This is a genomic window from Streptomyces sp. ISL-99 (assembly GCF_018614005.1).
Classification (GTDB): Bacteria; Actinomycetota; Actinomycetes; order Streptomycetales; family Streptomycetaceae; genus Streptomyces; species Streptomyces flavidovirens.
Genome location: NZ_JAGGPC010000015.1, coordinates 25,525 through 39,434, shown reverse-complemented (window position 1 = coordinate 39,434; position 13,910 = coordinate 25,525). Strand labels below are relative to the sequence as shown.

Genomic DNA, 13,910 nt, shown 5'->3' with positions numbered 1-13,910 from the left:
GAGTGATCCGGGCGGGGGCGCCTTCGTACGGCCACGGCGGCCTTCGTATCACCGCTGCCTGGGGATCTGGCAGGCGCCGGTATTCCGGGGATCCCTGACCGGCGGTGCGCCGCGCGGCCACGCCAGGTCCACGAACTGCGGCTTCTTCTCGAACGGGTTGAGCCGGACGACGGCCACCGCCTTGTTGTACGGATTCCCGGCACCGTCCAGGCAGATCCAGCCGCTGGCGCCCTCCACCTTGTCCACGCCCTGCAGGCCGTCCCAGTCGTTGCGGATGTCCCGGAGGCTCGGCAGGCCGTCCGTTCCCTCGGCGTGGATACGGATTCCCCTGATCGCCGTCCAGGCCGAGTCGTGGGCGGAAATGGTCCGCGAATCGCTGATGTCCGCCGGGCCCATGGGTACGGCTTCGGCGCACGGCGGCTTCCCCTCCAGGCACCGCCGCAACTTCTGGACGGGTCCGGCCGATCCGCCGGTCGCCGGAGCCTTCTTCGAAACCCAGCTGTCGGGGTGCGCGACCGAGGTGTACTGGACCACGACCTGGCGCCGTCCGGTCGATGTGTCGCCGCGCAGCGCCTCCCAGTCCAGTTTCTCGTCGGCGTACAGCGTGGACGCGCCCGAGCCGCTGACCACGGTGAAGTCGCGGTCACCGCAAGGACGGTGCACTGCGAGCGCGTTGACGAACTGCCGCAGATGGACGGGCCGTCCGGCGAAGTAGACGGTGTCGACCGGCGGGGTGGTCGCACAGATATTGGTCGTCATCCGCCGGAACTCGGCGGACAGACCACTCTCGTCGTCCGGCCCCGGGGAGACGAAACTCAGTGGATCACGCGGTGAACCGCGCAGCCTGCGCTCGAACGCCTCCCGCAGCGAGCGCACGTAGTCGTCCTTCTCACGGCGGTCCTCGACCAGGATGGCGCGCTTGGAGTCGCGCTTCTTGTCGTAGAGCGCGAGGGCGTCGGCCTGTTCCGCGTTGTCGGGCACCACGCGGGCGAATCCCTTGTAGCGGATGTGATCGATGTCGGGGTTTCCGATGCCGCCGGTGAGCGCGCCGCCCACGACGGGGATGCCCTTGTTGTTCGTCAGGTCGTCGATGGCGTCCTTGGTGGACTGGACGCTGAGGTCGAAGCCGAAGACGACGCGGAGATTGTCCTCGGGGGACTTCGCCATCCTCGCCAGCTCTTCGGTGACGGGCCGCCATTCCTCGCGTGTCTTGCCGGGGTGCGCCAGCACCATGCGGATCGCGGGCGGGTCGCCGCTCTCTTCCGGGTCGTTGTTCGCCCGGTACTGCGCGATGTACGCGCCCTGCACCTCGTGCAGGATCATCTTGCGCACGTCCGCGTGGTCGGAAGCCATGGGGATCATCAGCGCGATGGTGACGTGAGGTTTCTTCTCGACGCGCTTGTTCTCCTCCTTGATACGGGCCGACACCTCGGCCAGTTCGTCCATGAAGACGTGGCTGCCGTCGGTGACACCCACGCACTCGCCACCGAGCTTCTCCAGCCGCTCGCCGCAGCCGTCGGGCCAGGCGTCGCCGAGCGGTTCGCGCAGGAGAAACCCCAGTCCGGCGAGGACCAGCAGGGACACGACGAGGGTCAGCGGGCCCACGCCGGGTCTGGCCCGGGGACTGCTGTCCTGAAGCTGTGTCACTGCCCCTCCCCGTCGCCGTCGGCACCCACCCGTACCGCGAGCAGCCACCGCGCCTGCGGCCCGTCCGCCGGACGTCTGCTCCACTCGTTGAGCTCGTGCTCCAGCCTTCCCAGCGGCGGCCGCCCCCGCGCGCCGGCGCTGTCGCCCCCGACCGCGATGACAACGGGCCGGGTCCCCGTGTGCCTCGGTGCACGCCACGCGATGTCGTACGCCGTGGCCAGCGCGGTCAGGAACGTCGTCCCGGCCTGCGTATGCGCCTCTGGCACCAGCAGGAGCGGCGGTCTGGCGCGGTTGAACCGGCGGTACCGGCCGTAGTACGCGTCGATGTCCGCGAGGAGCGCCGCGGTCAGCAGGTGCTCCACCGTGTGCCCGTCCTCGTCCCGGCCCGCGTGGAACACCGTGAACAGCTCCGTGGCGACCGCGTCCTGCCAGGAGAACGCACCTCTGGGTACGTTCCACAGCTTTCCCCACCACCTCAGCGCGGTCTTGTCCGGCCGCGGCGCCTGGTGTCCCAGCAGGGTGAAGAGAAGGCCGACCGCGATCCCCGTACGGCCGGCTCCGGCTCCGGCGAGATACGGCGCCAGCTCGGCGCGCAGCCGGGCGCGGGCCTGATGCCCCTCGTCGGCGTCCCGGGCCGTCCGCAGCTGATGCCTCAGCCAGGTGTGGCCCTCGGCGATCGCCCGCAGGTCCGGCCGGTGCTCGTCGGCCCAGCTGTACGCGAGCATCCCCAGAGTGAAGCGCGGAAAGCTCATCGGCTTCCGGAACCAGGCGTAGCCGCCGAGGCCGTAAGCCCTGGTCGACAGGCGCAGCAGGAAGTCGATGACCTCGCGCTGGTCGAGCGGCACCTGGCTGTCGTTGACGGGCAGGACCCGCCGGTAGCGGTGGTGCAGCCGGCGCAGCACCTCGGCCTGTTCCGCGGCATCGAGCCCGGCGACGACTATGACGGGCGGCCCGCCCCTCTTACGCAGCCGGCTGCCCGCACTCCGCCGGATCCTGCGCTCCATCACCAGCTCGGGCACGATGTGCGTCAGCAGCACCTGGTACCTGGACACGGTCTTCCCCGCCCCCCATTCGCGGTTCCGCCGGCTGTTCCCGCGGGTGCCCGCGAGGTGGTGAGCGAATATACGTACCACCAAGCACCTGTGGCCATAGGCGAGTTGGGATTTACGGATGGGTTCTCGGCCATCCGCGAGTGCCACGGTCAGGACCGACGCCGTATCGTCGAGGCACGCATCCGCACAAGGAGTTCCTTCCGATGAGTCCGATTCCCCGGCCGGCGCCCACCCCGCCCGTCGTCCACTCGCTGCGCGAGCAGATCCGCGAGCACATCGTGGAGGGGATCGTCAGCGGGCGCTGGAAGCCGGGCGAGCGGATCGTGGAGCGCCGGATCGCGACGGAGCTGGAGGTCAGCCAGACGCCCGTACGGGAGGCTCTGCGCGAGCTGGAGTCGCTGCGCCTGATCGAGTCGGCGCCGAACAAGGGCGTACGCGTACGGAATCTCACGGCGGCCGACCTGGAAGAGAGCTATCCGGTACGGGCCGGCCTGGAGCAGATCGCGGCCGAGCTGGCGGCGTCGGCCCTGGCGGAGGACTGCTCGGCGCTGGAGCCGCACGTGGCGGCCCTGTACGAGGCGGACCGCACGGCGGACGGGACGGCGCAGGTGCGCCATACGGTGGCCTTCCACCGTGAGCTGGTGCGCGCGGCGAACAACAGCGTCCTGCTCCACACGTGGGAGGGCCTGGGCATCGAGGTCTTCACCGCCCTGTCCATCCGCTGGCTGGGCACGGTCCAGAAGTCGTACGCGGAGGAACACGAGGCGCTGGTGCAGGCCTTCCGCCGCCGCGACCCGGAGATCGGCACCCTGGTGAAGTCCCACGTCCTGGGCTGCGCGCCGAGGGCCTGACGCCGGGTTGCGGACGCGGACACCCCCCGCCCGCGTCCGAAATGCCGCATAAGCCTCGGCACCCCGTGCCCCATTTCGCGGCACGGAATGCCAATTTCGCTGTATGGAGAAGTTTTCCTCCTCCAGGCTTTGATCGATCATCGATCAGGGACTTACAGTCAACGGCGGGTCCACCGACCCCACCGCCCTGTCCTGCCAGACAAGGCCCCCCTTTTCTTCACCCCCCTCCTCTCCGGAAGGCGGCCATCATGACCGACCCCGTAGGCATCTCTCCGAGCGAGCTCGACCAGCTCCCGGACCGTGACACCGAGGAGACCGCCGAGTGGGCGGCCTCCCTCGACGCCGTCACCAAGGCCGCAGGCCCGCAGCGGGCGGCCTACCTGATGCGCCGCACGCTCCAGCACGCCGAAGGCGCCGGCATCGCGCTGCCGAAGCTGCTGGAGACGGACTACGTCAACACCATCCCGACCTCCGCCGAGCCCGCCTTCGACGGCGACGAGGCGATGGAAGCCCGCATCACCGCCTGGAACCGCTGGAACGCGGCCGCCATGGTCACCCGTGGCTCCCGCTTCGGCGTCGGCGGCCACATCGCCACCTTCGCCTCCGCGGCCTGGCTCTACGAGACCGGCTTCAACCACTTCTTCCGCGGCAAGGAGGGCGACGGCTCCGGCGACCAGCTCTACATCCAGGGCCACGCCTCCCCCGGCATCTACGCCCGCGCCTTCCTCGACGGCCGCCTGAACGAGGGCCAGCTCGACCGCTTCCGCCAGGAGTCCGCCGGCGACGGCCTGCCGTCGTACCCGCACCCGCGGCGCCTGCCCTGGCTGTGGGAGTTCCCGACCGTGTCGATGGGCCTCGGCCCGCTCTCCGCGATCTACCAGGCACGCTTCAACCGCTACCTGCAGAACCGCGACATCAAGGACACCTCGAACTCCCACGTCTGGGCGTTCCTCGGTGACGGCGAGATGGACGAGCCCGAGTCGACCACCGCGATCACCCTCGCCGCCCGCGAGCAGCTCGACAACCTGACCTTCGTCATCAACTGCAACCTCCAGCGCCTCGACGGTCCGGTCCGCGCCAACTTCCGCGTCGTGCAGGAGCTGGAGGCCCAGTTCCGCGGCGCCGGCTGGAACGTCATCAAGACGCTGTGGGGCTCCGCCTGGGACGAGCTGTTCCAGCTCGACACCCAGGGCGCGCTGGTACGCCGGCTGCGCGCGGTGCCGGACGCCCAGTTCCAGACGTACGCGACCCGTGACGTGGCATACATCCGCGAGCACTTCTTCGGCGCCGAGCCCGCGCTGGCCGAGCTGGGCAGGCTGCTCACCGACGCCAAGATCGCCGAGTGCTTCCACACCTCCCGCGGTGGCCACGAGGCCCGCAAGGTGTACGCGGCGTACAAGGCGGCCGTGGAGTTCAAGGGCGCACCGACGGTGATCCTCGCGCAGACCGTCAAGGGCTACACCCTCGGCCCGGGCTTCGAGTCGAAGAACGCCAACCACCAGATGAAGAAGCTCTCCGGCAAGGAGTTCCGCGCCATGCGGGACCTGCTGGACCTGCCGATCCCGGACGCGAAGCTGGACGAGGAGCTCGTACCGTACGGGCACCCCGGCGCCGACTCCCCCGAGGTCCGCTACCTCCAGGAGCGCCGCGCGGCCCTCGGCGGCCCCGCCCCGGCCCGCCGGGTGCACGCGGTCGCCCTCCCCGAGCCCTCCGAGCGCGCGTTCAGCGCCCTCCTCAAGGGCTCGGGCAAGCAGGAGATGGCCACCACCATGGCGTTCGTACGCCTGGCCAAGGAGCTGATGCGGGACAAGGAGACCGGAAAGCGCTGGGTGCCGATCGTGCCCGACGAGGCGCGCACCTTCGGCATGGAGTCGCTGTTCCCGTCGGCCGGCATCTACTCTCCGCTGGGCCAGACGTACGAGCCGGTCGACCGTGACCAGCTCATGTACTACAAGGAAGCCAAGAACGGCCAGATCCTCAACGAGGGGATCACCGAGGCCGGCGCCATGGCCGACTTCATCGCCGCCTCGACGTCATACGCGACGCACGGCGAGCCGATGATCCCCTTCTACATCTTCTATTCGATGTTCGGCTGGCAGCGCACCGCCGACCAGATGTGGCAGCTCGGCGACCAGCTCGGCCGCGGCTTCATCGTGGGCGCGACGGCGGGACGTACGACCCTGACGGGTGAGGGCCTCCAGCACGCGGACGGCCACTCGCACCTGATCGCGTCCACGAACCCGGCGTCGCTGAACTACGACCCCGCGTTCGCGTACGAGATCGCCGTCATCGTCAAGGACGGCCTGCGCAGGATGTACGGCCCCGAGGCCGAGAACGTCTTCTACTACCTGACCGTCTACAACGAGCCGAAGCCGCAGCCCGCGATGCCGGAGGGTGTCGAAGAGGCCATCGTCAAGGGCCTGTACCGCTTCAAGGAAGCGGCGAACGCCACCGCCGAGACCCCGCGCATCCAGCTGCTCGGCTCCGGCACGGCGATCCACTGGGCCCTGGAGGCGCAGGAACTCCTCGCCGCCGACTGGGACGTGGCGGCCGACGTCTGGTCCGCCACCTCGTGGGGCGAGCTGCGCCGGGAGGCGCTGGAGTGCGACGAGGCGCTGCTGCGCGGCGAGACGCGCACGCCGTACGTCACCCGCGCGCTCGAAGGCGCGCCGGGTCCCGTCCTCGCGGTGAGCGACTGGATGCGTCAGGTCCCCGACCAGATCAGCCAGTGGGTCGAGCAGGACTACTCCTCGCTCGGTACGGACGGCTTCGGCCTCTCGGACACCCGCGAGGCGGCCCGCCGCCACTTCGGCGTCGACGCCCAGTCGATCGTGGTCGCCGCCCTGGCCCAGCTCGCCCGCCGCGGCGAGGTCCCGGCCTCGGCGGTCAAGGAGGCGCGGGAACGCTACGGCCTGTGAGCCGTACCCGCTGCTGACCAACCCTCTATCGCCGGAAGGGCTCTTTGGAGCCCGTCCGGCGATAGAGGAGCGGGGCCTGGGCCGGAGCCCCAGCTGGTCGCCCCCGACACCCCCAGCCCGTCCGGACTTTGAGAGCCGGAGTCCGGGGCGAAGCCCCAGCTAGTCCCCCCGGCACCTTCCAGCCCGTCCGGCGTTTGAGGACCGGGGTCCGGGGCGGAGCCCCTCACGCGGCGGAGCCGCAAAGTGTCACTGCGGGAAGGGGCGGGGCGAGGAAAGCTCCCGCGCAGCGGCCCACCCGGCCACACCCGTACCGACGCCCGCACCGCACCCGGCACAATGGCCGCCATGCGCGCAGCCCGCCTCATCAAAATGGTGCTTCTGCTCCAGTCCCGCCCCTCCATGACCGCCGCCGAACTGGCCCGTGAGCTGGAGGTCTCCGAGCGGACCATCACGCGGGACGCGCAGGCGCTGTCGGAGGCTGGCGTTCCGGTGTACGCCGACCGAGGCCGGACCGGTGGCTACCGCCTGATCGGCGGGTACCGCACCCGCCTGACCGGCCTCGCGCGCAGCGAGGCCGAGGCGCTGTTCCTGTCCGGACTGCCGGGCGCGCTGCGCGAGATGGGGCTCGACGACGCGGCGTCGGCGGCACGGCTAAAGGTTTCTGCGGCGCTGCTCCCTTCCCTGCGGGACGCGTCCGACACGGCCGCGCAGCGGTTCCATCTCGACGCACCCGGCTGGTACCAGGAGCCCAGGACACCCAAGCTGCTGCCGACGATCGCGGAGGCGGTCTGGGACGACCGGATGATCACCGGCCTCTACCGGCGCGGTCACGACCGCGAGGTGGAGCGGGAGCTGGCCCCCTACGGCCTCGTGCTCAAGGCCGGGGTCTGGTACCTGTGCGCCCGCTCCGGCGGGGACTTCCGCGTGTACCGGATCGACCGCTTCGCCTCCGTGGTCGTGTCCGACGAGCGCTTCGTGCGGGACGAGAGCTTCGTGCTGCCGGAGTTCTGGGAGGAGCGGGCGGCGGATTTCGCCCGCTCGATCCTGCGTTCCGAGGTGGTGGTGCGGCTGTCGGAGGCGGGCGCGCGGCAGTTGCCGTACGCCGTGGACCGCGCCGCGGCGACCGAGGCGCTGGCGGTGGCCGGGCCGCCGGACGAGCTGGGGCGTATCACGGTGACCCTGCCGGTCGAGTCGTACGACGTCGCCTTCGGCCAGCTCTTCTCCCTCGGCCCGGAGCTGGAGGTCATGGAGCCGCCCGACCTCCGCGAACGCTTCGCGGAGGCGGCGGCCCGTACGGCCCGGCTCTACGACTAGGAGGCAACGACCGGGCGGGGGCGCCCGCGGCTATCGGTAGTCGCTCGCCGGGGCGTCCTTGCCGCCCTGTGAAACCTCCATGATGTACGGCCAGCCGTCCGGCCGGCTGCCGTCCGTGTCCGTGAAGCCGTACTCCTTCGCGAGCTGTCCGCTGGACAGCGACTGCCCGTTCCAGCGCGCCCGCCCGGGGTCGGCGGCGATGGCCGCGACCGCCCGGCCGACATACACCGGCGACTCGGCGATCACGAAGTCGGGAACCTTCGCGATCGCGTCGCGCCAGTTCTCCTCGGTGACGCCGAAGGCGTCCAGCATCTCCTCCGAGCGGAGGAAGCCCGGGGTGACGGCAACCGCCGTGCAGCCCACGTCCTTCAGGTCGTGGGCGAGGTTGAACGCCATCCGGATCGGCGCGTTCTTGGCGAGGTCGAAGTAGAAGTTCTCCCGGAAGCGGGTCCGGTTGTACTCGTCCGTCCCGTCGGTCATTTCCACCACCAGTCCGCCACGGTTCCGCACCAGCAGGGGGAGCGCGAAGCTGAGGGTGATGGCGTGGGTCTTCACGCCGAGCTCCAGCATCCGCAGTCCGCGCGAGAGCTCGACGTCCCACATCTTCTTGCCGAATTCGAGCAGGTGGTCGCCGCCCCAGAGGCTGTTGACCAGGATGTCCAGCCGGCCGCGCTCCCGGTCGATCCGCTCGACGAGCGCCCTGACCTGGTCCTCTTCGAGGTGATCGGTGGGTACGGCGATGGCTTCGCCGCCCGCGTCGTTGACGATTTCGGCCGTCTGCTCGATGGTCTCGCCGGGCCGCCCGACCTCGCTGACCCGCTCACGGGTGGTGCGCCCGGTTACGTACACCGTCGCTCCGGCCGCGCCCAGCTGCACGGCGATGGCCCGCCCCGCGCCCCTGGTGGCCCCGGCCACCAGCGCGATCCTGCCTTTGAGTGGCGCGTCCAGCTCGCTCATACCTGCTCCTCACCTCGTGTGCCGCACGTCCGCGTGCCGTACGTATCCCTGCCGTACGACACGACACTGGCACCCAAAGCCGACACCTTCTGTCGTGTTTTACGAGGTGCGTAGCGCGCCCGGTAACGACACAGCCGCATCCGGGGTACTCCGCGTGCGTGGGCCTGCGGCAAGGCCGATGCTTGTCCCGTGATGGACGAGACGGAATTCTGGGAGATCATCGACCACACCCGCGAGGCCGCCGAGGGCGACCCCGAGGATCACGCCGACCTGCTGGTCGACGCGTTGCTCCAGCTCGACCCCGAGTCCGTGCTCGACTTCGCCAGACACTTCGAGGTCCGCTACAACCGCGCGTACCGCTGGGACTTGTGGGGCGCGGCGGCCGTGCTGCTCGGCGGTGCGGGCGACGACGCGTTCGACTTCTTCCGCTGCTGGCTGATCGCCCAGGGCCGGGAGGTCTTCGAGGGCGCGCTGCACGACCCGGACAACCTTGCCGACCTCCTCGACGAGTTCGACGAGGAGGTCGACGGCGACGGCGAGGAGCTGGGGTACGCGGCGGACGAGGCGTACGAACAGCTCACCGGCGGGGTCACTCCGGACCTGGGGGTCCCGGCGCAGGCCCCGGAGCCGGAGGGCACGCCGTTCGACCTGGAGGACGAAGCGGCCCTGGCCGACCGCTTCCCCCGGCTATGGGAGCGGTTCGGCAAGTGACCCCCGGCGTCCCCACAGCCGTCAGCCGTCGGCCGTCTGCCGTCAGCTCTGTGCCGTCAGCCGTCAGCCGTCAGCCGTCAGAAGTGGGTCCCTCCGTCGATCCGTATCTCGGTTCCGGTGATGAAGGCGCCGTCCTCGGAGCCGAGCATGGCGACGACGCCCGCGACGGTCTCCGGGGCCGCGAAGCCCTCACCGATGGCGGGGGCGAGCTTCGCGAAGAGCGTCAGGTCGGCGTCCTCCGGCAGCCCGGGGCCCTGGCCGCTCGTCATGTCCGAGGAGATGGAACCCGGCGCGACGGCGACCGCGCGCAGCCCCTGCTTGCTGTACTCGCTCGCGATGGCGTGAGTCATCGACTGGATGCCGCCCTTGCTCGCCGCGTACGCAGCCATGTACGGGTGCGCGAACGAGGCGGAGGTCGAGGAGAAGTTGACGACGACCGGCCTGTCTCCCGCCAGCAGCGCCGGGACCGCCTCGCGGATCATCAGGAAGGTCCCGGTCAGGTTGACCGCGATGACCTTGTTGAAGAGGTCGAGCGAGGTCTTGTGGGTGTGCTCGGAGCGCAGGATTCCCGCCGCGTTGACCAGAACATCAAGGCCACCGCCCAGCGCCGAGACCGCGGCGGCGACACCCTCGCGCACCGCCACCTCGTCGGATATGTCGAACACGGCGGTGGTGAGGCGCTCGGCCACACCGTCGGCGGCGGCCCGCGCGGCGGTCGCCTTCAGGCCGGCCTCGTTCACGTCGACGGCGACCACGCGGCCGCCCTCGGCCAGGATCCGGTGCACGGTGGCCCGGCCGATGCCCGAGCCGCCGCCCGTGATCAGTACCCGACGGCCTTCGTAGCGGTTCATGCTGTTCTCCGGTCTGCTGATGGCGGCGGGCTCTCTCACCTGCCCACATTCCACCGTACGCCTACCTGGCATGTTTTGCCATAGCGTCATCGCGTGCACTTCGTGGACTGCCCGGCGTACTCTTCCGGGGTGAGCACCCAGCCGCCGCCCGAGACCCCGCAGCCCGCCCCGCAGCCGTCCCTGACCGAGCGCCGCAAGGCCGCCACCCAGCTCGACATCGCCCGCGCGGCCGCCGAGCTCTTCGCCGAGCGCGGCCCCGACGCGACCACGGCCGAGGACATCGCGCGGCGCGCGGGCGTGGCGCTGCGCACCTTCTACCGCTACTTCCGCAGCAAGCAGGACGCCGTCGGACCGCTGCTCTCCGGCGGCGCAGACCGCTGGCGCGGCCTGCTCGCCGCCGCCGAGCCCGGCACCGGCGTCCTCACGGCCCTGGAAAGTGCCGTCGCGGACGCGCTCGCCACACCCGACGCCGAGGCCGCCGAGCAGCTCGGCTGGACGCGCGGCCTGCTTCGCGCGGCCGAGAGCGACACCGCGCTGCGCGCCGTCTGGTACCGCGTGAATCAGGAGTCGGAGGAGCTGCTGGTGCCCGTCATCGGCCGGCTGGCCGGCGCCGCCGCCGACCCCCTGGAGGTCCGCCTCGCGGCAGCCGCCGCCACGGCAGCCGTCCGTACGGCGCTGGAGACCTGGTCGGCGACGGACGCTCCCGTCTCCGGCCCCGGCTCCCCCGCCGAACTCGCCGCGCGCTGCCTGAACGAACTCATGGGCGGGATGCGGCTGCCGGCTCCCGGTCGCTGACCTCTCCGGGCCCGAGCGCGAGCAGGGCCACGTCGTCGTGCACGTTCTCCGCCTTGCCCGCGAAGCGCACGAGGTCCTCGCGTACGGCCTCGTTGAGGGCCATCAGGTCCTCAACCGGGACAGAAGCGGCCAGCGCCGGCAGTCGCCGTACGAGCGGGTAGAAGGCGCCCGCCGCGTCCCGCGCCTCCGTCACCCCGTCCGTGTGGGCCAGGATCCGGTCCCCCTGCTCCAGCGGTACGGAGGCCACCTCGACCGGGACCATCCCGGCCAGGCCGAGCCCCAGCGGCGGCGCCGGGTCCACATCGATCTCGTGCGCACTCCCGCCCCGCAGCAGCAATGGCGGCGGGTGGCCGCAGCTGACCACCCGTATGACGGCTTCCCCGGCCGGGAACTCCAGCACCACAGCGGTGGCGAAGAGCTCCGCGTGCTCGTCGGCGAGGGAGTCGACGACCAGCCGCCGGTCGAGCCGCGCGGCGACCCGCGCCAGGTCCTCCTCGTCCAGCACCGCTTCGCGGAAGGCGCCCAGCAGCGCGGCGACCGTCGCGACGGCCTCCAGACCGTGCCCCTGTACGTCGGCGACCAGTGCCCGTACGCCATGCGGGCCCTCGCGTACGTCGTACAGGTCCCCGCCCACCAGCAGCCCGCGCTGCGCGGACCGGTACAGCCCCGCGCACCGCACCTGGCCGACCGTGGCGGGCAGCGGCGGCAGCACGGCGAGCTGGGCGGCCTCCGCCACCGTGCGGACCGTCACCAGCTGTTGCTCGCGTCGCGTGCGTACCCACGCGATGACCACGCTGAGCACGACGACGACCACGACCGCGAGGAGGTCCGGGGTCTCGACGTCCCAGATCCGGCGGCCGTACGGCAGGCTCAGCGTCAGGAGGGTGAGGCAGCCGAGCACCGCGACGCTCAGCGGGCCGTAGGCGAGGGCCGCGACGGGTGTCACGGCGACGACGAAGTAGCCCAGCTGGAGGGTCTGGGGCGTGACGACCTGAGCGAAGGTGAGGGCGGCGAGGATCACGGCGGGCAGGGCCCTGAGCCAGCGCGGCTGCGGCGTTCCGCGCAGCCAGCCGGGAGCCTCTTCCGCACCCCTGGCCCGCGCCGAACTCATCGGACGAAGGGCCCGCGGCTCATCGCGCGGGTCGCTGACGTGGGCGGCATACGGAGCTTCTTCATACCCCTCCCACTATGACTCAGGGAGTTGCCGCACGCCCCTCAGCACACGCCCCATGAACACGTCGTCGACGTACGTGCCGTGAAGGTGGAACTCGCCCGGCAGCACGCCCTCGACGACGAACCCCTCGGCCTCGTACAGCGCACGCGCGGGCACGTTGTGACCGAGCACCCGCAGCGTCATGCGCACGGCGCCCTGCCCGCGCGCCGCGTCGAAGGACGCGCGCAGCAGCGCGCGCCCGATCCCGCGGCCGCGCGCCCGGTCCGCCACGGCCAGGCCCTGGATCTGCCGGACGTGCGCGTTGCTGGGGAGCGGGGTGGGCGGGACAATCCGGATGTACCCGACGATCGCTCCGTCCAGCTCGGCCACCAGGATGTCCTCGGGCCGGTGCCCTTCGTCGAAGAACGGGCCGTACGGCGGCTGCGGCCTCGGCTGTACGGAGTGCACCGGCGACCAGGTCTCCCGGTCGAGCTCGGCCAGCTCCTTGTCGTCGGCCGCCGTGGCGGGACGTATCACGGGCGCGGTGGTGGGCTCCGGCATGGCTGCCACTGTGCCATCCGGTCACGGCGAGCCGGAGTGCGGGGCAGGATGGGCGGCATGCGGATCGCGGTCACCGGCTCGACCGGTCTCATCGGTACGGCGCTCGTGCGCTCGCTGCGCGCGGACGGACACGAGGTGGTGCGCCTCGTGCGGCGCGCGGCGAGCGGCCGGGAGGAGGTGACGTGGGATCCGAAACGGCAGTACGTCGATGCCGGCGGGCTCGCCGGGTGCGAGGCGGTCGTCCACCTCGCGGGGGCGGGCGTCGGCGACCACCGCTGGACCGAGACGTACAAGAAGGAGATCCGCGAGAGCAGGGTCCTCGGTACGGCCGCGATCGCCGAAGCCGTCGCTTCCCTGGACGCGCCGCCGAAGGTTCTTGTGTGCGGTTCGGCGATCGGCTTCTACGGCGACACCGGGGAGCGCGCGGTGGACGAGGAAGCGCCGCCCGGCGAGGGTTTCCTGCCGTCCGTGTGTGTGGAGTGGGAGGAGGCCGCCGCTCCGGCGCAGGAGGCGGGCGTACGGACGGTCTTCGCCCGTACGGGACTCGTGGTGGCGGGCGAGGGCGGGGCCTGGGGAAGAAGGCTGTTCCCGCTCTTCAGGGCGGGGCTCGGCGGGCGGCTGGGGTCGGGCCGCCAGTACCAGAGCTACATCGCGATGCACGACCAGATCGCGGCGCTGCGCCACCTGATCGACACCGAGTCGCTCTCGGGCCCCGTGAACCTCACGGCGCCGCGGCCGGTGACGAACCGTGAGCTCACGGAGGCGATGGGGCGGGTCCTGAAGCGGCCGACGTTCTTCACGGTCCCCGCGCCGGCGCTGCGGCTCGCGCTGGGCGAGTTCTCGGCGGACGTGCTGGGCAGCCAGCGGGTGCTGCCGCGGCAGTTGGAGGAGTCGGGCTTCTCGTTCGCGTTCCCGGGGATCGAGGACACACTGCGGGCGGCGCTGCGCTGTTGACCTGGGTCACATGAAACCGATTGACCGATTCTGATCGATTTCTGTCTGCCGTACGACCGTTGTGCTCCGGTTGTGCTCCGATGCCCCGGTCGGTGCGCGACTGTGCCCGCCCACATCCGCTTCTAGGCTTCAACGGGAACTCGGGC

12 protein-coding genes are annotated in these 13,910 nt (G+C 71.2%); 6 read left to right on the top strand and 6 right to left on the bottom strand.

Features of this window, described 5'->3' with window-relative positions; translation table 11 throughout:
* Nucleotides 1-48: 48 nt before the first annotated feature.
* A complete protein-coding gene (locus tag J7E91_RS09545) occupies nt 49-1,647 on the bottom strand; it encodes a hypothetical protein (protein ID WP_214900846.1) in 1,599 nt (532 codons plus the stop codon).
* Complete coding sequence (locus tag J7E91_RS09540; RefSeq protein ID WP_214900844.1) at nt 1,644-2,699, bottom strand: hypothetical protein; 1,056 nt, start codon at nt 2,697-2,699, stop codon at nt 1,644-1,646. The genes J7E91_RS09545 and J7E91_RS09540 overlap by 4 nt, the downstream gene beginning before the upstream one ends.
* A gap of 203 nt (nt 2,700-2,902) precedes the next feature.
* On the opposite strand from J7E91_RS09540, the gene J7E91_RS09535 reads away from it, so the two are divergent.
* From J7E91_RS09535 to J7E91_RS09525, 3 genes are all read left to right on the top strand, one after another.
* A complete protein-coding gene (locus tag J7E91_RS09535) occupies nt 2,903-3,550 on the top strand; it encodes a GntR family transcriptional regulator (RefSeq protein WP_214900842.1) in 648 nt (215 codons plus the stop codon).
* 248 nt (nt 3,551-3,798) lie between these two features.
* The gene (gene aceE / locus J7E91_RS09530) at nt 3,799-6,468 is read left to right on the top strand and encodes a pyruvate dehydrogenase (acetyl-transferring), homodimeric type (RefSeq protein ID WP_214900840.1); all 2,670 of its coding nucleotides are present in this window, start codon (nt 3,799-3,801) and stop codon (nt 6,466-6,468) included.
* Between the two features lie 345 nt (nt 6,469-6,813).
* Entirely contained in the window at nt 6,814-7,782 is a 969-nt protein-coding gene (locus J7E91_RS09525) for a YafY family protein (RefSeq protein ID WP_214900838.1), read from the top strand.
* Nucleotides 7,783-7,812: 30 nt separating this feature from the next.
* On the opposite strand, the gene J7E91_RS09520 is transcribed toward J7E91_RS09525, so the two are convergent.
* On the bottom strand, nt 7,813-8,739 hold the full coding sequence (locus J7E91_RS09520; protein WP_214900837.1) for an SDR family oxidoreductase: 927 nt from the start codon (nt 8,737-8,739) through the stop codon (nt 7,813-7,815).
* Between the two features lie 192 nt (nt 8,740-8,931).
* Here J7E91_RS09520 and J7E91_RS09515 point away from each other — a divergent pair, with 192 nt between their 5' ends.
* On the top strand, nt 8,932-9,450 hold the full coding sequence (locus tag J7E91_RS09515; RefSeq protein WP_214900836.1) for a DUF4240 domain-containing protein: 519 nt from the start codon (nt 8,932-8,934) through the stop codon (nt 9,448-9,450).
* Nucleotides 9,451-9,527: 77 nt separating this feature from the next.
* Here J7E91_RS09515 and J7E91_RS09510 read toward each other — a convergent pair whose 3' ends face one another.
* Nucleotides 9,528-10,301, bottom strand: a complete 774-nt coding sequence (locus J7E91_RS09510) for an SDR family NAD(P)-dependent oxidoreductase (RefSeq protein ID WP_214900835.1) — start codon at nt 10,299-10,301, stop codon at nt 9,528-9,530.
* A 129-nt stretch (nt 10,302-10,430) separates the two neighbouring features.
* Between J7E91_RS09510 and J7E91_RS09505 the strand changes: the two genes are divergently transcribed.
* Nucleotides 10,431-11,096 (top strand): TetR family transcriptional regulator, encoded by a 666-nt coding sequence (locus J7E91_RS09505; protein WP_214900834.1) that lies wholly within the window; start codon nt 10,431-10,433, stop codon nt 11,094-11,096.
* Here J7E91_RS09505 and J7E91_RS09500 read toward each other — a convergent pair.
* Nucleotides 11,059-12,207 carry a PP2C family protein-serine/threonine phosphatase gene (locus tag J7E91_RS09500; protein WP_214900833.1) on the bottom strand — a complete coding sequence of 383 codons (1,149 nt, stop codon included), beginning with the start codon at nt 12,205-12,207 and terminating at the stop codon, nt 11,059-11,061. The genes J7E91_RS09505 and J7E91_RS09500 overlap by 38 nt on opposite strands.
* Nucleotides 12,208-12,282: 75 nt before the next feature.
* A complete protein-coding gene (locus tag J7E91_RS09495) occupies nt 12,283-12,810 on the bottom strand; it encodes a GNAT family N-acetyltransferase (protein WP_214900831.1) in 528 nt (175 codons plus the stop codon).
* Between the two features lie 48 nt (nt 12,811-12,858).
* Between J7E91_RS09495 and J7E91_RS09490 the strand changes: the two genes are divergently transcribed.
* Nucleotides 12,859-13,764 (top strand): TIGR01777 family oxidoreductase, encoded by a 906-nt coding sequence (locus J7E91_RS09490; protein ID WP_214900829.1) that lies wholly within the window; start codon nt 12,859-12,861, stop codon nt 13,762-13,764.
* Nucleotides 13,765-13,910: the final 146 nt, after the last annotated feature.